The 17,916-nt window shown below is 34.2% G+C and carries 21 protein-coding genes; 5 read left to right on the forward strand and 16 right to left on the reverse strand.

Features of this window, described 5'->3' with window-relative positions; genetic code table 11:
• Window positions 1-140: 140 nt before the first annotated feature.
• A complete protein-coding gene (locus AACW30_RS22040) occupies window positions 141-806 on the reverse strand; it encodes a hypothetical protein (protein ID WP_200623344.1) in 666 nt (221 codons plus the stop codon).
• A gap of 346 nt (window positions 807-1,152) precedes the next feature.
• On the opposite strand from AACW30_RS22040, the gene AACW30_RS22045 reads away from it, so the two are divergent.
• Complete coding sequence (locus tag AACW30_RS22045; protein WP_200623346.1) at window positions 1,153-1,935, forward strand: hypothetical protein; 783 nt, start codon at window positions 1,153-1,155, stop codon at window positions 1,933-1,935.
• A gap of 217 nt (window positions 1,936-2,152) precedes the next feature.
• Here the strand turns inward: AACW30_RS22045 and AACW30_RS22050 are convergent, their stop codons facing one another.
• From AACW30_RS22050 to AACW30_RS22105, 12 genes are all read right to left on the reverse strand, one after another.
• Window positions 2,153-2,308 (reverse strand): hypothetical protein, encoded by a 156-nt coding sequence (locus tag AACW30_RS22050; protein WP_200623347.1) that lies wholly within the window; start codon window positions 2,306-2,308, stop codon window positions 2,153-2,155.
• Window positions 2,309-2,319: 11 nt separating this feature from the next.
• Window positions 2,320-2,856, reverse strand: a complete 537-nt coding sequence (locus tag AACW30_RS22055; protein ID WP_200623348.1) for a hypothetical protein — start codon at window positions 2,854-2,856, stop codon at window positions 2,320-2,322.
• 95 nt (window positions 2,857-2,951) lie between these two features.
• A complete protein-coding gene (locus AACW30_RS22060; RefSeq protein WP_200623350.1) occupies window positions 2,952-3,539 on the reverse strand; it encodes a hypothetical protein in 588 nt (195 codons plus the stop codon).
• 56 nt (window positions 3,540-3,595) lie between these two features.
• Entirely contained in the window at window positions 3,596-3,964 is a 369-nt protein-coding gene (locus tag AACW30_RS22065) for a hypothetical protein (RefSeq protein ID WP_200623351.1), read from the reverse strand.
• Between the two features lie 16 nt (window positions 3,965-3,980).
• Window positions 3,981-6,467, reverse strand: coding sequence for a hypothetical protein (locus AACW30_RS22070; RefSeq protein ID WP_200623352.1), 2,487 nt, complete (start codon window positions 6,465-6,467; stop codon window positions 3,981-3,983).
• 69 nt (window positions 6,468-6,536) lie between these two features.
• Window positions 6,537-9,569 carry a hypothetical protein gene (locus AACW30_RS22075; RefSeq protein ID WP_200623353.1) on the reverse strand — a complete coding sequence of 1,011 codons (3,033 nt, stop codon included), beginning with the start codon at window positions 9,567-9,569 and terminating at the stop codon, window positions 6,537-6,539.
• Between the two features lie 69 nt (window positions 9,570-9,638).
• A complete protein-coding gene (locus AACW30_RS22080) occupies window positions 9,639-10,010 on the reverse strand; it encodes a hypothetical protein (protein ID WP_200623354.1) in 372 nt (123 codons plus the stop codon).
• Window positions 10,011-10,012: 2 nt separating this feature from the next.
• Window positions 10,013-10,846, reverse strand: a complete 834-nt coding sequence (locus AACW30_RS22085) for a hypothetical protein (protein WP_200623355.1) — start codon at window positions 10,844-10,846, stop codon at window positions 10,013-10,015.
• A 90-nt stretch (window positions 10,847-10,936) separates the two neighbouring features.
• Window positions 10,937-11,257 carry a hypothetical protein gene (locus AACW30_RS22090; RefSeq protein WP_200623356.1) on the reverse strand — a complete coding sequence of 107 codons (321 nt, stop codon included), beginning with the start codon at window positions 11,255-11,257 and terminating at the stop codon, window positions 10,937-10,939.
• Complete coding sequence (locus AACW30_RS22095; protein WP_200623357.1) at window positions 11,250-11,993, reverse strand: AAA family ATPase; 744 nt, start codon at window positions 11,991-11,993, stop codon at window positions 11,250-11,252. Before AACW30_RS22095 ends, AACW30_RS22090 begins: the two co-directional genes overlap by 8 nt.
• 23 nt (window positions 11,994-12,016) lie before the next feature.
• Window positions 12,017-12,745: a hypothetical protein gene (locus AACW30_RS22100; protein WP_200623359.1), complete on the reverse strand. Its 729-nt coding sequence runs from the start codon at window positions 12,743-12,745 to the stop codon at window positions 12,017-12,019.
• A gap of 262 nt (window positions 12,746-13,007) precedes the next feature.
• Entirely contained in the window at window positions 13,008-13,934 is a 927-nt protein-coding gene (locus tag AACW30_RS22105) for a hypothetical protein (protein ID WP_200623361.1), read from the reverse strand.
• Between the two features lie 329 nt (window positions 13,935-14,263).
• On the opposite strand from AACW30_RS22105, the gene AACW30_RS22110 reads away from it, so the two are divergent.
• The 3 genes from AACW30_RS22110 to AACW30_RS22120 are packed head-to-tail and all read left to right on the forward strand — an operon-like array spanning window position 14,264 to window position 15,185.
• Window positions 14,264-14,779 carry a hypothetical protein gene (locus tag AACW30_RS22110; RefSeq protein ID WP_200623362.1) on the forward strand — a complete coding sequence of 172 codons (516 nt, stop codon included), beginning with the start codon at window positions 14,264-14,266 and terminating at the stop codon, window positions 14,777-14,779.
• On the forward strand, window positions 14,772-14,981 hold the full coding sequence (locus AACW30_RS22115; RefSeq protein ID WP_200623363.1) for a hypothetical protein: 210 nt from the start codon (window positions 14,772-14,774) through the stop codon (window positions 14,979-14,981). Before AACW30_RS22110 ends, AACW30_RS22115 begins: the two co-directional genes overlap by 8 nt.
• Before the next feature lie 12 nt (window positions 14,982-14,993).
• The gene (locus AACW30_RS22120) at window positions 14,994-15,185 is read left to right on the forward strand and encodes a hypothetical protein (protein ID WP_200623364.1); all 192 of its coding nucleotides are present in this window, start codon (window positions 14,994-14,996) and stop codon (window positions 15,183-15,185) included.
• Window positions 15,186-15,461: 276 nt separating this feature from the next.
• On the opposite strand, the gene AACW30_RS22125 is transcribed toward AACW30_RS22120, so the two are convergent.
• The 3 genes from AACW30_RS22125 to AACW30_RS22135 form a co-directional block, all read right to left on the reverse strand.
• On the reverse strand, window positions 15,462-15,989 hold the full coding sequence (locus tag AACW30_RS22125; protein ID WP_200623365.1) for a hypothetical protein: 528 nt from the start codon (window positions 15,987-15,989) through the stop codon (window positions 15,462-15,464).
• A gap of 175 nt (window positions 15,990-16,164) precedes the next feature.
• Window positions 16,165-16,827 carry a hypothetical protein gene (locus tag AACW30_RS22130; RefSeq protein WP_200623366.1) on the reverse strand — a complete coding sequence of 221 codons (663 nt, stop codon included), beginning with the start codon at window positions 16,825-16,827 and terminating at the stop codon, window positions 16,165-16,167.
• On the reverse strand, window positions 16,824-17,219 hold the full coding sequence (locus AACW30_RS22135; RefSeq protein WP_339385063.1) for a hypothetical protein: 396 nt from the start codon (window positions 17,217-17,219) through the stop codon (window positions 16,824-16,826). Before AACW30_RS22135 ends, AACW30_RS22130 begins: the two co-directional genes overlap by 4 nt.
• Window positions 17,220-17,344: 125 nt before the next feature.
• Here AACW30_RS22135 and AACW30_RS22140 point away from each other — a divergent pair, with 125 nt between their 5' ends.
• Entirely contained in the window at window positions 17,345-17,896 is a 552-nt protein-coding gene (locus AACW30_RS22140; protein ID WP_200623367.1) for a hypothetical protein, read from the forward strand.
• Window positions 17,897-17,916: the final 20 nt, after the last annotated feature.

A 17,916-nucleotide genomic window follows, 5' to 3' on the forward strand; every position in this document is an offset into this window, starting at 1 on the left:
CGGGCAGTTAGGTCTATGCCCTGTATAGGGCAATCACGGGCATTCACGGGCAGTTAGGTCTATGCCCTGTATAGGGCAATCACGGGCATTCACGGGCAGTTAGGTCTATGCCCTGTATAGGGCAATCACCAGACAGGCTTTTAAAGGCCAAAAGGGAACGGGCGTAATTCGTCGTCGTCGTAGGGGTGTTCTTCTCGATAGTCCTTAATAAACGCAGGCACTCCGGGTGCGCCGTCAGGGTGTTCAACAGTCCCTATAATCTCAACATATTTTTCTTTATCTTCATTCAGCGCTAATTCTTCTAGTTTGATTTGTGTGAAATTTATAAAATCAGAAAAATTATGAGTAATCGCTAATGCAAAATCACGGTTCATGTTTTTGCAGAAACCAGTGTTGTAAGCGTTTAGTTCGTATGCGAACGCATAAAGAACAAACGTATGGATAATGTGGTGTTTTAGATAGTGGTCTAGTTTGCTTTGGAAATAGATTATTATTGCAGTTTCAGCTTCTTTCTTTTCTTCTTCTTCACTAAAACTATTGAAATTAATTTTAGGTTCTTCGTCTTCGATTTCTTCAATTTCAAGCAAGAAGCGATATTTGTTATTGAAGACCACAACGATAAATCTATCTTCGCTGTTTAAAAAAGCTTCAATGCAGTCTGATACTACATATCTGAATAGATTATCTTCGCCTCTATCACGCTTGTAATGCTTTAACGTGCTTGTGAGACTTGTAAAAGCCCTAGCGAATTGCTCGCATTCCTTTTCATACTTGAGCATTAACAAAATATTTTCTTGTTCGTCCATTTTTTCAGTTTCTCCAAAAGTGATTTCACGTTAATATCACGACTGAGGATATTTTTCAAGTGGTATTGACAGTTGTTTTACTATGTGGTATCGCGTGCGCGCACGCCCGCGCATGTAATAAAAGGAAGCGAAAAGCTGGTTGGATAGTGTTGTGTGTTTTGTGAATTTCTAATTAGTATTTTTCTATTCTGAATTGATTTGTGATTTGAATATTTTCTATTTTAATCGCATTTATTTTGAAATATTGCTTGTGTGATTTGAAATATTTGTCTAAAATTGATTTCAACAGAGCAGAAACAAGCTCTGAAAATCAGAAATAAAATTAATCACTTTGGAGATACACCAAATGAATACCCAAGCTACCGCGCCAGTTGCAGAAGCCGCACCAGTTAAAAAAACTGACGAGCAAATCAAGCAAGAAGCGATTGCGAAAAGCAAAGCTGAATTTCAAAAAGTTCTTGATAATCCTGAACACAAAATTGCTGATTTCGTTCAATTGGCAAAAGACAAACATATGGATTCTGAATTTGTGCGTCTATTTGAAGACTTTGGCGATAGCATTAACAAGCGAATCACACCGCCTGACGCCGACGCCGATTTCAATCAATTGACTGCCCAACTGGCAGCAGCAAAGACCCTTGAAGACCGTTTGAAATTTACTCTGCAAATTCAAGACGTAGTTAAAAGCAGCGGTACGCAGTATGACGAAATCAGAAAGCACACTGCTGACCTGAGCGACGAAGATTTTTTCTTTGCCCATGCTGACAGAATTCAGCGTCTCGTTGATTCTCAAATCATTGACGTGTTGAAACGCAGCCAACGCGCTGTGCTGAAATTCAAGCGTGCAGAAACCGCCGAGGGCGCAGCCGCCAAGCCGAAAAAAGCTAGAGAAACTGTTTCGTTCACCTTCAAAGGAATCGACTACAAAGACATTTCGACAGCTACACAAGCTTCGCTTTCGGGTCACTTGCTGACAATCAGTAAGGAAACCGGTTTGCCGACGAAGAAAGCAATCTTTGAAGTAATCAAAGACCCGGCCAAAGCTAAAAAAATGGGTTTCACAAACGTGAAGCTGCAAACAATTGCACCGCCAACAGTGACAACAACGCCAGACACCGCAGGGGCTTAACACTCCCCCGGTACAGACCCCGCCCTAAAAAAGCGGGGTTTTTTTTGACTTGAAGAAAGTAATCACTGTGCCCGCTAATGCCCACGAATGCCCGTAGTGAGGCATTCCCCCGGCAGACCTAACCAACCTTTGCAAGAAGGCCCAGCAAAGCATGGTAAAGCGTCTGGTGCGCGTGTCGCGTTAGGGTGAAGCAATTGAAGGGCAAAATAAAAGCGCCCTATGGCGCTCGTTTCAAAAGATTCTCTAACCAATCTTTTGCTTTTTTCTGTAATTCCTCATATTCATTAAGGTGTTTTGAATCTATTTCCTTCTGTTTTTCTTTTGGTTTTTCTATGATTTTTATATTGCCCTTTGGCGTATCAATGGTTTTCATTTCTCACCTTTTTATTTGTTTAGACTGACTATTGCATTTACTCTTTCGCCCGTCGCATAACCTGCAAAATCAAATTCTTGGTCAAAGTAGCATGATATAAATGTACCATTCGCGTAAACGTCTACAAGCTCAATATTAGAACAAGTCAATTTACCTTTTGCTGTTGCTACTGTAATCGAAACTAGATTATCTTTTAATTCTTTTACTTGTGTAGATAAATTCATTGTGAAATATGAAGTGCCGACAGGCTTTATCATAATATCCTCAACGTCATTGTTTTTTGAAATAATGCAATCAGGAAGGCCGGGGCGATAAGGACAATTCTTAACAGCTTTGACCACTAGGCTAGTATTCACCGGCACCATAAACCCGGTCACAATCCCTTGCCACGGGCTTATATCAAACTCAGGCTTCTCAGGCTCAGCCGGTGAAGTTTCAGACGTAAAGCTAGTGCCTTCTAAATTTTGTCTGAATTGATACTCAGCACTGAAAGCATATAAAGAAAAAACTGAAAGTATAATTGAAGTTAGTATTGTTGTTATTTTCATATTATTATTGTTTGTTTATGTATAAAATATAACATAATAAAATTTAAAGTCAAATTGCAAAAAAAACCGCATTTAAGCGGCTTGTTTAATTTTTATTAATAAAATCCAACCCTCAATTCTACTTTCCCTTCTGAGTTAGTATGCTCATTAAAATTCGGCATGATAGTTAATTTAGTGCAACCTGTCGAAATTCCTTGTCCTTTAGCAGTAGCCGCGTTTCCAAAACTTGAAATTTGACATGTTATTGTCAAAGGGTTATTCAAGAATTCTATTTTTATAGACTTTGCATTTTTCTTGAATTCTGACCAGTCTCTTTGTTGAGAAGGGTCGATTAATCCAATTATTAATTCATTCGTAGAGCTAGGTCCAATAGATATATTTTGAACGTCGTTGTTTTTTGAAGTAATTTCATTTGAAGAAGTTGAATATGATAGAAAAGACTGATTTGCGGCTATTGCTCTACTAGATTTGAAATTAATATTTTGCCAAGGGCTTAAGTCAAATTTAGGTTCTTCGGGTACAACAGGCTTTGTAGGTTCTGTAGGGGGAACAACTGGCGGCACCACAGGAGCAGCAAAGCTAGTAGTTGCTGCAATAGGGTATCTAACTTCAAATGTTGCAGCGTTAGCTAATCCAGAAAAGAATATTGCAGCTAAAATTGTTAATGATTTTATATTTGTCATGTTATTATTATTTGTTAGTAATTATATTGTATTATATTTTCTACATAATGCAAGTCTCATGCTTCTTTTAAGTAAATCTTTTTTACTGGCGGTAAATTAATGCTGTCAAATGCTGTTATTTTAGAATTGCATTTAATAAAGTCTTCCAGATATTCGCTAAAAGTTGCATTCCAGTTGACGTTATTTGGTGCTATTTTTGCAACAACATTTGTAAGGGCAAAGTGTACATGCTTTGTTTTTTCTTTAGTTAGTATGTTCTTGCTCTTTTTTCTCACCTCATATTCAGCGTTGTTATTTTTAATTGCGCACAACTTTATAAATGAATTGAATATAGAGGCTTTTGTGATTCCTGATTTTTCAGCTATTTTTTCGAATGCTTCAACCTTAGATTTTTCGATTATTAAACTTTTTGTATTTTTACTCATGATTTCTCCATTATTATTAGTCTTGTTTGTTTATTTTTGACGACACCAACGAGTCAGCGTTTTCTTTTAGTTCTTCGTATGCTTTACCTGTTGCTATCATGTCGTGTCTTTCTGAGCTTCTGAATGCGTCGTAAATAGCTCTTAAAGAGATTCTTGAAAGAAGAAATACATACACACAAGAACTGAAAACATTGTCTATCACAGAATATAAATCTGTAATTCCTTCTGGAATATTCTTTATCTTATCTATGTCGTCAGGATTTAGCTTTATGCTTATTACGACTGGGATAACTTCTTTTATGAAATACCAGCCAACACACAATATTGCAAAATATGCTATCCAGCGAATATAAAACGCTGCTAGTTTTTCTATACCAACGTTGTTATATACGCTACTTGATTTGAGATAGTTATAAGCCAAACCGTTAATTACGCCCAGCGTCGTAAAAGCATATGTAAATGCGCCTAATAGCGTACCTATCATTACGAACATGATTGTGTATGGAATTAGCTTTAATCCAACACCAAACCAGAATGTGACCTGTTGAAGACCAGATATAAACGGGTCAAAAACTTCTGCTTTTAAGAATATTTGCGCACCCATAAGCCAAGCAATTTCACTTTTGTAATAAACGTCAGCGTCTATCGAGCTGAAAGGGTCGCCGGTGATTTCGTCGTTCATTAGGTCTGTAAGCTCGTTTACGCCTACCGCTGCTGTTGTCTTAGCTGTGAGCTGTAATACCGCGTTCTGTGCAGCACCTTTCACTTTAAAACGCTTCACGCCGTATTGAGTGAGCTTTGAACTGCCTAAAGCAAGAACAGCTTGCATTGAGAATTTTGTAATATTGTTCCCGAGTGTTTGTGTGTTTGAATAAAAATCACCACACGGAAATCCAGACGGTGAAATCGTATTGAAGTTGTAAAACCTCATACATTCTTTGTATTGAGTAAAGCCAAATATTCCGCTTGTATCGCTCTTAATCAGCTCTAAACTTGAACGTCTGGTTTTATCAGTACCTATGGTTTTTTCCGTTTCGTTCACATAGTTTCTAAGTAGTTCTTCATAATTTTCAAGGTCAAAATCAAATCTAGTGTTGATAGGGACAGAAATAGTGAACACATTATTTGCAGCGGTGTTTGAGTAATCTTTTGTGTCTGTGTCAACCAAGAAGAATTTGAACGAAAAATTTCTAGCAATGGTTTTATAATTTTGCATTACCTCTTTATGGCTCTCAAGTAGATTTGTTGCAGCAAAGAAAACGCCTTTTTGATAATAAAACGGAGTTGAGTACAATTGGCGCTCTAGGTATGCAGCAGCAACATATTCAGTAATGCTTTTTGATTTGTTACTAGACACACATTCAGATAGTTTGTTTTGCTTCTCTAATAACTCTGAGACTTTGAAAAAAGGTCTACTTACCTTTGAGCCAAAAAAGTCACACATAAGCTTTTGTCTACCAGCTAAGTTCTTATCTGGTTCCATGTCTGCAACCGCTCTTAGAAACACTTCACTCATTCGTGCGGGTAGTTTGTAATAGTCTATGTATGCTTTGTTTCTGAGTGAATCGTCATTTGATTTAAAACCAGAAACGATACTATTTAATTCAGCATTGGTGAAAGATACAAGCTTTGTTATGGCTGTTTTATTGGCTTGTTCTATTGTGCTGTCTATGTCTTTAGCGCTTAGATTGTATTCTTCAACAAGCCTACCTATCTCTTTATTCTGACCAAAAGTCGCAACAGCGCCACAGCCATTTTTAACTTGTGTCTCTCTCATAGTGAAATCGTCGTCAGCATTTAGATTAAGGTTGAACGAGTTCACTTGATTTGCTTTTAAACACATTACATAATCTCTGAAATGCAACATGTCTAACGTCTTGTACGAAAAATCAGGAGTAGGAAAAGGTTCTAGATAAATCTTGTCGTTTATCACGCTGTTTTTGTAAACAGTGTTTAATATTTTGTATCCATACCCGATAGACCTTGCTGCATATTTCTGAGTAAATGAAATGGTTTCTTGCTTAACAGCGAAGCCCAAATCAACATAGATAATAAATGCAAACGCTAAACATAGAGCAGTCGCAGGCCAAGCAATTTGTTTTATGTTTTTGGTTTTGTACATTTTGTCTGTTATGCCAGAAAAAGCAAAAATACCGGCTATAACAGTAGAAAATATTGTAGCCATAACTAACATAATCGTATTTATTGAATAAATAGTCCCTTCTTTTACTTTTCCTGCTATGAGCGTTTCTTGCTCTATTTCAGCAGTTGTCATTTTACCAACAGCTTTATAAAGGTTTTCGTCAACAGACGAATAGAGCCATTCAGCACAGCCAGCAGCCCCCAGAAAATTACACGTTGTAAGATTCCCAGCGTCTTTCATAGCTTCTGTGACAGACGTGTATTGAAGCTCTGTAAAAGAAATTTCTTTTGATTCAGCGCTTGCATAAAATGATTGCAAACAAGCTGCTGATAATATTATGACTCTAAGTAAGTTTTTCATTCATTATTATTTATTGTTATATTTAATTGTAATGCATTTTCTACATAAAGCAATGTTGCAATTCAAATATTATTCTTCCGGCTTATTTCTATCTGTATTGGTTTTTCTATTTTCTCTGTTTGCTTTCTTTGTTCTTCTTTCTTCTGTTTTTTCATTGTTTCTTAGCTCTTTTGCAATTTTTCTTTGTACTGATTTTTCTCTATGATTCGCAACGTCTTTTTTCATGTCGTTGAACCAAACTCTTTCTGAAAAATAACCTTTATTTTCAATCGCAAAAATAAACTTGTTCATTATCATTGCTGAAACAACTTGCAAGTGAACCAACGCTGAATCTGTTAATTCTTCTACTTTTGTTCCTATAAGTGCCAATATTTCATAGAAGAATATAAATACGTTATTGAAGATAAATCTAACAAATCCTACGCCGCCAACCAAAAACGCAATTCCAATAAACAGCCAGTTCAAAATAGCGCCAGTGATTAAGTTTTGATTTCCAGCGTCTCTAATCATATCGAGCGAGAGGATAATTGCGAATAAATAGAACATAAATAGAGAAAGGCAGTAGTAAGCAATCGCCGTGAAAACCATTAAAAGCAATGGGAAAACAGCTATTCTTATTGATGTTTTAACGATAAATTTAAATACCGCTTCTGGCCCCTGATTCAATAATATTATTATTGAATACGCTGAAACAGTGATAGTGACAAACCATGTCAAAAACTGATAACTAATGTCGTATGCTATGAAATAATAATATGGTGTAAATTGAATGTAGTTCATAACGCCAGAAAAATACACTACAGCACCGGCACCAGCAGCTATAAAAATATCTCCAAGGCTACTTGCTTGATTGGCTAATTTATCAATTTGTTGAGTTGCATTAGCACCCTTGTTTTTGCTTGAGTCGTTTCTATTCGTTGTATCTTTGTTGCTTATTTTTCCCGCATTGGTTTCTTTGTCAGCTTTATCACCAGTTAGGCTATTTACAATACTTATACCGCCACTGACGAGTTTTAAAGACAAACCTAATGCGATAATGTCTGTAGCAGTTCTGTTAATGCTAGCAAGCGAGTTTGTCATTCCATTCATGAAGTTAGCTTGTACAAGGGGGCATTCGTCAGCGCTTGAGTCTACAGCGCCGCAGGAGTCGTATGCTTGCTTAGTAAAGCTAACGTGTTCCGGTATGCCGAAATTCCTTTTTACAATGCTTGATAAAGATTCTATTCCTAGTGAATCCATTACGTCTTTAAACGGGTCATTCTCGATATTTGAATTGATTTGATAGGTTGAAATTAATGCTTGTTTTGTGTTTGCGTTTGTAGGTGTTAAATCCTTAAAAGCGTCAGTTATTGCTTTGTTTAAGTCGCCGCTGTCTGCATAACCAAATGTGATTAGGTTTTGAAACTCGACGTTTCCAGCCCCAACAAACAAACCAGAATCGTTTTTTTGTGGATAGATTTTTATGTTGTTCCTCAATTCTTCTACGTCTGAGAATATACCTTGTTTTGTAGTCATGTTGAGCGCCAACGGGAAGGTTGAATAACCTTCTCTTGATAATTGCTTATAATCTTCTGCATGAGAATATTTCAAAGAGGTTTTTGCAAACTGAGCCTCAACGCTCATTTTTGCTTTTTGAACGTCTGATATTATTTCTTTTAATCCGTTATTTGCTTTTTCAATGAAAACGGCATAGCTTGCAGAGTCTTGATTTATTATTTCTTGATACGCTCCAGATTTATCAATAAAACCACACATTTTTGATTCATAGTTTGTAGCTCTTGATATGCTTTCCATTGCTAATGTGTCGTTTGATAAACAATTAGCAGCATTTACGTTAACTGCTACGGCTTTTAGTCTTTCTTCTATTTCTAAGAATGAGCTATTGTAAGCAACACCATTTATTTTATTGTTCGTAAGCATTGCGTGTATAGCATAGCTAAAGAAGTTTTTGTTGAAAAATTTCATTGTGTTTCTTTGTTCTGTTGTAAGCTTTGAAGTATCAAATACTTTCAATTCCCCTAGCAGCTTGTCTTCTAACTGCTGCCAAATTTCAGACACTCTATCATTGCTTTTGAGGGTTGTACTTTCAGCTAAACGCTTTAGAAATGAGTCATAACCGACTTTGTTAGAAATGTCAGCGTATTCACCGCTAAAACTTTTTATGTCGGAAACGTCATTTTGCGTACTGCCGCAATCGTAAGTTATGCCTGTGCCTCTATCTGTTCTACCTGAAAAATTTGTGCCCGTAGTAAACTCTGAGCCATTGATTTTCTGGTAGGTGTTAAAGGCTATTCTTTCTGGAATGACATTTGTTTTTTCGTAAGTTACATTTTCGCTGCGCAATAAGCAAAATTCTATAGCGAACATTTTATTAACATATTCAAAAGAAGAGGAAAAAAGATTAGAGTTTTGATTTTTAGAAATATCCTCCAATCTCTTTTCTATATCAACTGTATCTGTTACTACAGTGTTGCTTTGTGTAGAAGCAAGAGTAAATCTATGAAATGAGTTTGCTACTGCTGCGCCATACACTTTAGAATAATTGAAGTAGTATTGAATTATGCTTCCGTTATCTTTGTAAAAAGGCATTAATCCAATGAACAAAAGCCCAGTGAGAAAAGCACAATGCAATGTATAAACAGCGCCATTTTTCCCGGTTCTTTCTAAGTTTCCGGGCATTTGCTTAAATATGAATAAAATAACGAATATTGCAGCAAATATGTAAAGCCCAAATTTGAAAATATATTCATTGAGAACAAAGTAAATGTATGAAAGCGTTTTTTCTCTATCTGTCGCATTTTCTAAAATCTGGTCTTTGTCAATGCTGGTTCTATTTTTTTCGTCAGGTATTAAGTCTTTAACATTCGTTATGAATTTGAATTGAATCACTTCAAACATGGCCGGATTTAAAGCGGCCCACAACTGCGCTGACCTGTCTTCCTTGGCAAAGCAAAAGCTCCAAGGCGGCACGAAGCCGCTAGCTGTGACGCCGCATTCAGCGTCAGCTTGGGTTTGATTTGAATTAGAAGGTTGTGCAGAAAGCGCAACATTAGAAATTGCGCATGATATTAGAATTAATATGTAGAGAAAATATTTCTTCATTGTTATTATGATTGTTATATTTATATTGTAACATAACTTCTACATAATACAATGAATCAACTATAGTATTTACTTTTTATTTTGTGCTTTTGCAAGTGCTACTTTATCTGAGAATCTTACTTCAATATTTGTTATTTTGTTGGTTGTGCAATATCTATCAAATGCCGCATATGTTTTAACATTATCAGCTATCTTAACAAGATTCCTATAGGTAATATTTGATTCTAGTAAGTCTTTTCTTGCTGAATCAATCATTATTGCACTGCTATTCATATCGTGTAATTTTCTAAGCTCTAGCAAGGAAATAGCGCCGCTCAGTACGCGGCAAATCGCTGTTTTTGATTCTACAAGTTCTGAGGAACTTGCTATTTCAGCTAAAAATTCTCTTTCATTAAATGAACCGGAATTTAATTTCTGTAGTAGTTGGTCTAAGTTTGCCATATTTATCCTCTCTTATTTTTAAATTTAGTTAAGTATTTTTCGTAGAAGTTAGGGCTGTCTTTCCTAGCTTCGACAATTTCTGCAATGTATTCGTTTTTTATATCGTTAGAAGCTTGAAGCCTTGCGATTAAAGCTGTTGTTTCTACAATATCCATTTCGTATTTTTTTATTTCTTCGTCTATGGCTTCGATTCTTTTTTCTACTTCTTCTACCAACCTATCTTTTGAAACCAACTTCATTTTCTTTTTCAAAAACGAAAAATAGCTCGTTGTTTTTTCTGATAATTCGAATTTTTCTATGTGCTTCTCAGCGTCTATTAGGTCAAAGTCTTGAAGCTTTATGTTGTACGTTGACCTTAGTTTCTTCTCCCAAAAATCGACGTATGTAGGGTCTTCGTCAGGCTCAGCCTCTCTTTCAGAATCTCTAATGTCTACAGCCGCTGTGCTGTAGTGGACAATGAAAGCGCTTGATAAATGAATCAGATAATTTCTTTCAAAAGTCAGAAGACTTGAATTGTCATTCTCATTGAAAAAAGAATCTCTATAGACATAAAGCACGTTATTTTCTATTTCTTTGTATTGAGTTTCTTTTGTTAAAGCTAGCGGCTCAAGAATTAGAATTAAATTCCTAATATCGTTTTCGCTAAATGAACTTACTATGTCTCTAATACTTAATTGAATGCTATCAGAGTATTTAATTTCAACTTTATTCGCAGCGTAGATAATGTCTTGAGCTTCTATTTTCTTGAATTTCTTGTTTTCTTCATTCTCCATTAAAAGCTTTGCCCTAGTGGCGCTTATGAATAAATCCATTTCTTTAAGGTATTTTTTAAACATGTTCCTCCTTTTGTATTATGTGTATATATCATTATAATATATAAAAAATATTAATCAAATTTCGGACAATAAAAAACAGCCTAGTGGCTGTTAGTCTTTCATTTTTCTCAATCTGTCTTTTATGTAAGCTTCTGCAATCTTTCGTAATGTTGCTCTATTGAATTCAAAAAGCGGGTCTATAGCTTCAAGCTCCTTTATGTCTCGGTATAAATCACTATCTGTTTCTAAAATCAATCTAACTTCTCTTGATTTGCACTTTATGTTTTTTGTGTCCTTTGATTGTGTTTCTTCCTTTTTTAAAAGCTTTTCTGGTGTTGTTGATAAAGCACTTGTATTTCTTTTTTCATGTTCCGCTTCCATTTCTTTTTCTAATTGTTCCAGCTTTCTAATTTGTTCTTCAAGTTTATTCATTCAAATCACCAGAAAATTCTATTAGCTCTACTGTGTTTTTAAAATCCGCGTAGAATGCAGCAATCTCAGCCTTCGCTTTGTTTCCCGAAGCGTCAGATTTTAAGACTTTCCTTTCTGTTATGCTTTCGCCGGTTATTGAGCATTGTTCGTAAATTGAACGTGTAGCTATAGTGAAGTCGCAAGGAGTAATGATTGAAGCGTACTTAGCAATCTCTGTATTACTCTCAGCGACCTGAGCAGCGGCAACATGTGGTATCGGGCTTACTCTGTTGTAAAAGCTCTTATAGACACAAGCAGAGCTTCTCACCTTGATAGAGCGCTTCATGATTTCAATGATTGCGGGAACTACTTCTGTACATGATTTAGAAGGATTCAAAACGAGATAAATCAAGTCACAAAAAGTAAAAATCGTTAATGCTGAATCGTCTGAATTTGCTGCTACGTCAATAAAAATATAATCATAAAGTTCTTTGTAGCGCGGTATTGTATGCTTTAAAGCAGCAGACGTGCAGTTGTCGAATGTCACGTTATCCAAATCTTTTAAACCGTTTTTCTTTCTTCTGTTGTATCTATGTTCTAGAGTTTTTTGATTATCAGCATTAACTATCAATACTGATTTATTGGGTTCATTTATAGCCGCCGCATATGCAAGATTAAAAATTGAATCGGTCTTAGATACACCACCTTTCGTATGTGTCACTGTTATTGCTATACCGTTTTTATTTTCTGTTATCATATTTTTCCTTTTATTGTTAGTTATTATTGTTCTGTTGCGTCAACTATATTTTTTGATTGATTCATTGCTCTAATCAATCTTCCACCTACGTCAAGTCCACCAAATTCATCTTTTATAATCGCGTTAAATATCTCGTAGGTTTTAAGTTGCTTTAGCTTTTGGCCTGCGTCATAATCTCCGACAGTTAGATTTTCATAGAAACTATCGCGGATTTCTGTTTTGTATCTTTCTTTAATGAAATCGTATCTCAGAACAATTGCTGTTATTTTGGCTGTGTGATTCTTGTCTTGAATTATTCCGCGAACTATATTTTCTATCTTGTTGTATTTCTCGGCGTATTTAATGTCTTTTTCGCTTAACTCTGGCACTTCATATTCTTTCAATGTTGAGAGTACAGCGTTTGGCTCTTGGTTAAAAATCCTCTCTATTAGTTGAGTTTTGCAAACGTTATTTATTCTGCAATTTTCAATTGAGTAGAAAACGTCAAATCTTTCGTATTCGTCAGGTTTTATTTGTTCGCTGTAGCCGTATCTTATTGCCGTTAGTTTATCTCCAATTTCTTTCATGCTTAGAGGCGAGCTATTTAGCATGTGTAATATTGTTGCGGTAAAGGCTATGCATATAAAAGCGATAGCGAGACAAAATGCTTCCAAGGCGCTTTCTTTTTCGCCGCTTTCTACTGGCGATTTCTCATTTTCCGCAATTAGCTTGTTGTCGATTATTGTTCTTTTGTTTTTTATTTTATTTTTCATGTTTTCCTTTTATTATTGGTTTATATTTTTGTGTTGTTTTTGTTTTTTGTTGAGATTATCTGCCGCCGCTTAGAAAGGTATAAAATAAAAAGTATAGTGGTTTGTATATGAAATAAATCCCCAAATAAAAGTTAAAAACACAAGCAATGAGCCAATAAATTCGTGAAAGTCAAACTCGTGCTTTGTAGGTTCTTTTATCTTTATGGGTTTTCTGGCTTTTCTAATGCAGCGTTTACGATTGTTCATGTTTTCCTTTTGGTTTTTAGTTTGATAGTATTTCTTCTAGTTCTTCGTATTTCTCTTGCATTGATATTCTTTCCTGTAGCGCTTCTTTAATAGACGCTGCTTTAAGTATGTTTGCTTGCATTTCTTTTATTTTCTTGTCCTTGCTTTCAGAATCTACGTATGAAATTGCGTCTTGTCTTTTAATAGTAAGGCCATATTCTAAAGCTGCTGCTGGTGTGTTTATTCCATTTGGGTAGACCTCATTAAATCTATTTATCTCTTCTGTTCTTGAGGCTGAATGTATTTTTGTGGATTTAATTTTATCTCTTTTCAATTCCTCTAAATCTAAGCCTCTAAGGAAAACGTAATAATCTAAATCTAATAGGTGTTTTTTGTTTTCTGCTTTTGTTGCGCCTAATATTTTATATTCAAAGTTTCTAAGGTCTGTTCTTTCTTTGCTTAGCTCAGCTTCTTTGTATGATTTTAGATTTTCGCTTGCATGAAAGCTTTCTAAATTGCCCGTCAAAACCTCTGACAATCCAGCTTTCTCTTTCTTAACATATGAGCTGAATTGCTCTCTTTTCTCAGCAATAGAATCGAATGCCTCATTTATCATGGGTGTTGCTAAGTGTAAAAATGCAAAGCTTATTAGTGCTACTAGCGCCATAACTATTGTTATTATCAAAGCTATGTTCAATGACGCTTGTAATGATTCTTGTAGTTTTTTCATATTCGCCCCGTTTTTGTTATTGTTTTTTTCTGGTGCGCGTGTCGCGCTTGATAAAGCTTTTTCTTGTTTGTCTGATTCTTTAGATTCTCTATGCTGAATAATTTCTTTTTCTAAAACCGATTCAATTAAATCAGTAGCCGAGATTTGTCTATCCGTGCAAATTTCTTCAACACCTTCCTTTATTTCTTTCTTTGTTCTTATGCATAATGACGTATTTCTATTTTTTACTTTCATAATATTTTATTTGTTTGTATAATTATAAATTAGCATGAATAAATTTAATTGCAAGCAAATTGCATGCAATTAATAATATATTTTGATTTAATCAATATGCGTGCTATAAAATAATTACCTAAACATTAATTATTCAGTATGATATTTTATTTGCAGAAGATTTATATTTACATACGTTGCGAGATAGAGCTTTCAAAGATTATTTTGAAATGCATTAAAGAAAAGAAAAATAAAAAATAATTACATTTGTGCATGCAATTAGCATGCAATTTGCTTGCAAATATATTTATTTATGTTATTATAATATTAAGTAAACAAATATTATAATAATGAAAATATTAAATGATTCGCAAATTAGCAAAATAATATCAGACGTTTCTAGCGAATACACTGCTAACGAAAAACAAATTGCAGAGGTTGTTGAAAGCTTTAGTTCAACAAGGGCTTTTTTCTACAGAGCTGCAATGCTTTCAGTAATCCCAAGCTTTGCGCTTATCTTCATATCAGTTTTATTTCTAACTTATAAATCATTATTCTCTGAATCTTTTGTAAGTGGCGCAAGTCTTATAGTGCTGTCTTCCATTTTTGTTCTTTTATTCTCATTGTTCTTTGTGTTCATTACTCATGAGAAAGTAAAGTTTCAAGCGATATTGCTTGACCCTGAATTTTCAGAGCGTGTAGAAAATGAGATTAAATTAAATGAATTTGCTCATGTGTTAAATGCTACTGACGGAACTCAGCTAGGAATCTTCAATTACTATTCAATAAATAGAACAGCTTTCTTTGTGAAAAACGATTCATGGAACAAATTTATAGAATTAAAATATTGGTACAGATATGTTTAAGTTGTTAGCAATGCTTGTGCTTGCAGCTTGTACAACTGCCATAGCAGCACCAGACAAAGAAATAGACGTTAGGAGCAACACCAGCAAGGAAGCCGCTACACAGCAGCAGGGGAGAGCAGAGACAGAGGCGCTAAGCCCAATCGTTCAAGCACTTTTAGAACAAAAACCAGAAAAAAAGGAAACAAAACAAGACAATAAATAAAAAGGTGAAAATATGAAAGACTTAACAAAATTGAAGGGATACACAATCATTAGTGAGTTTGTGGAATATCTAGAAGATAAAGTTCAGAAAGAAAGGTTGAGAGATTTTTTAGGTTTGTCTGTTAGTAATATGCTTTTCGTACTTGGAATAATTGCTACTAAAGAGCAAGAGAAGTTGATTGAGATTTATGTTCCGTTTATTTGATTTGTAAGTTAAAAAGAAACAGCCATTAGGCTGTTTTTTGTTGCTTTATTTTTGCTAAATTATATCGCTATCTAAAACAACCTAAATTTATGTATTTCGATAACTATGCTTGGCTTGCCTAAATAACCTAAATTTTTGAAAAGATAGTACGTGCCGACGAATGTAAAATTAATGTTATTGCGTTTTTATAATATAATTTAATGATTTAATGGATAAGGGCTTATTAAAAGCTTCTGGTGCGCTTATCGCGCTTGGGAAAGGCTTAAAAAAACAGCCTTATGGCTGTTTATAAAAAATCTTGCGGATTATAGAATGGCTGCTTTCTGTTAGTATTTTAATAAAGTCTGCCTCATTATATTTCATTGCTTTATCTTTTAGTTTTTCAAGCATTTCTTCAATGGTATTCATGTCTGAATTGTCAATTATTGTTTCTGCATTATATGATTTGCTATCATAATCAGTCTGCCTGTATATTGCAGTTATTGTTATGTCTTTTAAGTATTGTGTTGGTATTATTTTAGAGAGTTCGGATTCAACGAGCGCGGACGAGCTAACTAAATTAACCTTAACTTTTAAAGTTTTATTGTCTATTATTTCTGCGCTTAAAATGTCATTGTCTTGTATTTCACGTCTAAAATAAAAGAAGAAATCTAGTTCGGTTGGAGATTCTATTATTTCGGACACTTTGTAGTTTTCTGACTCGCTTGGAATTGCACTCCATATTGCTTGTTTTATTGTATTTGTTGCCGTTTTTTTTGTCATGTCAAACATTAGTTCTAATTGGTCTTGGTTGATTATATTCATATCAATCTCCTTCATTATTTTTATTTGTCTATATAAATAATATAGCATACCAAAATATTATTTCAATGGCGTTAATGAAATATATTTAATATTTTGTTGATTTGAATGAATAAAATCAATATTTAATGGATAAGGGGTTAATTTAGGCAATAAAAAACAGCCCAATGGCTGTTCTTTACAGGTATCGCTTTATACAGTTGTTGCCGTAGCCAATGTTGTATATGACCCATACAGGGATACTTTTAGAGTTCTTTTTCTCTTTGCTCAGTAAGTGTGCAATGTGAGAATACTGACTGCCGGTTCTCAGTATATTTTCACCTTTGTCATTTTTTTTGACCCGTGTTAATAGTTCATGTCTTTTTTTAATGTCTACGAATTTTATTTTTCCGTCACTAGACTTTGGCATTATTCCATAAAGCTGATTTGATATCTCTTCGGCTATTGGTAAGGTGTGGTAAATACATAATCTGTTTTCTTTGTATATTGTCTCTCTGAGTATTATTTTAACTTCAAGTATTCTTGATTTTCTTTTTGATTTTATTGGATTTATAGATAGTCTTAATTTTGCGAGAATTAGCAAACCTACAAATTCTGCGTTTATAAATTCAAATTCTGATTTTCTTAAGTCTATCTCAGTTAGTATTGATAGCTTAATGTTGCTTTTCAGTTGTTCAATCATATTTGATAAAGTGGTTGCTATCTTTGTTTCAATTTCGCTGTAGTCTTTCTCTATGTCGTAATCGAAGCTTAAAAGCAGAATATCTTTGTCAAATTTACTCTTTATCTTGCCCATAAACATTTCTGTTAATTCTGTTGCGTATTCTTTTTTTTCTTTCATATATTATTCCTCCTTGTATTTATTCTTCGCCTCATTGTTCTGTTGTTTCTCTCGTAGAATTTGGTTCTGTTTTCCTTTAGGTGTTTGATTTGAGAGTTGTTAGTGTGCTGAACTATTTTGAATTGCGCTTTGGGTTTTGAAATAAATAACATTTCTTTGGTTTTGTGACCGCTTATAATATCTTTTAGTATTAATTCTATAAATACTATAACTATTGAATAGGCAATTGTAATTATTATAGAGAGAAATATTGACATTAAAAATAGTAATTTCCACTCAAGTGTGCTTGTTTGCTCTGGAATTTTAATAACTAAAAATATATCTGTGGCTATAAATAATGGAATTACTGTTAGTCGTAAGTATTCAGAGTAAATTCCTTTGTTGTAATTCATATATTAATATTTTTGTTGTGTGTTTTAATATTAACATTAATTTAATTTATTTCAAGTCCGTCGCTTGATATATTTTATATTTATATTATATTTAAAGTAATAACTAATAAAATAATGGATAAGGCATGAAGGACAAGAATCAAATAATAAAAGAAGAAAAGTTAAAGGCGCTCTATGAGTCAGTTGAAAACCAGCACAAATACCTCACGGCACGCGGCATTCTTCTTGTGTGCAATGATATTTCAGAAGTTTCAAGTGAGTTGCTAAAACAGAAAGTAGAGATACTAAATATTGAGAATCTTAGTAAATTAGTTCTTGAATGTAGAATAAAAAGAAATCCTATCGGTTTCAATATCGTTAATAAAATGTTTAGTGATTATCTGATAAGAAACAACAACAAGAAAAGAAAGCAGCATGACGAGTTTTTTTCAAATATTAATAAGTATGGGGATAAGCTCAGATTCTATTCTTATAAAGAGTTGTCTACTAGACACTTGTTAAGTATCTATGAAAGCGATAGCAAGAAGGCATTTGTTAGAAGCGTTGGCTACTTTCTAATTGTTGTTGCGCCGAACTTCGATTTGAGCAAAATAAAATACAGAGATAGAACTAATGTTTGCAAAACTACTTTTTATCAATCTATATTTGAAGATATTTATTATTCGATTCCGCAATAAGAAAAGCAGCCTAGAGGCTG

The sequence above is a fragment of the Pseudomonas sp. MF6747 genome (assembly GCF_963890955.1).
Taxonomy (GTDB): Bacteria; Pseudomonadota; Gammaproteobacteria; order Pseudomonadales; family Pseudomonadaceae; genus Aquipseudomonas.

What these genes read in the sequence shown, in the direction of transcription:
- AACW30_RS22040 (WP_200623344.1), bottom strand. Translation starts at nt 806, where the DNA reads ATGGACGAACAAGAAAATATTTTGTTAATGCTCAAGTATGAAAAGGAA.
- AACW30_RS22045 (WP_200623346.1), top strand. Translation starts at nt 1,153, where the DNA reads ATGAATACCCAAGCTACCGCGCCAGTTGCAGAAGCCGCACCAGTTAAA.
- AACW30_RS22050 (WP_200623347.1), bottom strand. Translation starts at nt 2,308, where the DNA reads ATGAAAACCATTGATACGCCAAAGGGCAATATAAAAATCATAGAAAAA.
- AACW30_RS22055 (WP_200623348.1), bottom strand. Translation starts at nt 2,856, where the DNA reads ATGAAAATAACAACAATACTAACTTCAATTATACTTTCAGTTTTTTCT.
- AACW30_RS22060 (WP_200623350.1), bottom strand. Translation starts at nt 3,539, where the DNA reads ATGACAAATATAAAATCATTAACAATTTTAGCTGCAATATTCTTTTCT.
- AACW30_RS22065 (WP_200623351.1), bottom strand. Translation starts at nt 3,964, where the DNA reads ATGAGTAAAAATACAAAAAGTTTAATAATCGAAAAATCTAAGGTTGAA.
- AACW30_RS22070 (WP_200623352.1), bottom strand. Translation starts at nt 6,467, where the DNA reads ATGAAAAACTTACTTAGAGTCATAATATTATCAGCAGCTTGTTTGCAA.
- AACW30_RS22075 (WP_200623353.1), bottom strand. Translation starts at nt 9,569, where the DNA reads ATGAAGAAATATTTTCTCTACATATTAATTCTAATATCATGCGCAATT.
- AACW30_RS22080 (WP_200623354.1), bottom strand. Translation starts at nt 10,010, where the DNA reads ATGGCAAACTTAGACCAACTACTACAGAAATTAAATTCCGGTTCATTT.
- AACW30_RS22085 (WP_200623355.1), bottom strand. Translation starts at nt 10,846, where the DNA reads ATGTTTAAAAAATACCTTAAAGAAATGGATTTATTCATAAGCGCCACT.
- AACW30_RS22090 (WP_200623356.1), bottom strand. Translation starts at nt 11,257, where the DNA reads ATGAATAAACTTGAAGAACAAATTAGAAAGCTGGAACAATTAGAAAAA.
- AACW30_RS22095 (WP_200623357.1), bottom strand. Translation starts at nt 11,993, where the DNA reads ATGATAACAGAAAATAAAAACGGTATAGCAATAACAGTGACACATACG.
- AACW30_RS22100 (WP_200623359.1), bottom strand. Translation starts at nt 12,745, where the DNA reads ATGAAAAATAAAATAAAAAACAAAAGAACAATAATCGACAACAAGCTA.
- AACW30_RS22105 (WP_200623361.1), bottom strand. Translation starts at nt 13,934, where the DNA reads ATGAAAGTAAAAAATAGAAATACGTCATTATGCATAAGAACAAAGAAA.
- AACW30_RS22110 (WP_200623362.1), top strand. Translation starts at nt 14,264, where the DNA reads ATGAAAATATTAAATGATTCGCAAATTAGCAAAATAATATCAGACGTT.
- AACW30_RS22115 (WP_200623363.1), top strand. Translation starts at nt 14,772, where the DNA reads ATGTTTAAGTTGTTAGCAATGCTTGTGCTTGCAGCTTGTACAACTGCC.
- AACW30_RS22120 (WP_200623364.1), top strand. Translation starts at nt 14,994, where the DNA reads ATGAAAGACTTAACAAAATTGAAGGGATACACAATCATTAGTGAGTTT.
- AACW30_RS22125 (WP_200623365.1), bottom strand. Translation starts at nt 15,989, where the DNA reads ATGAATATAATCAACCAAGACCAATTAGAACTAATGTTTGACATGACA.
- AACW30_RS22130 (WP_200623366.1), bottom strand. Translation starts at nt 16,827, where the DNA reads ATGAAAGAAAAAAAAGAATACGCAACAGAATTAACAGAAATGTTTATG.
- AACW30_RS22135 (WP_339385063.1), bottom strand. Translation starts at nt 17,219, where the DNA reads ATGAATTACAACAAAGGAATTTACTCTGAATACTTACGACTAACAGTA.
- AACW30_RS22140 (WP_200623367.1), top strand. Translation starts at nt 17,345, where the DNA reads ATGAAGGACAAGAATCAAATAATAAAAGAAGAAAAGTTAAAGGCGCTC.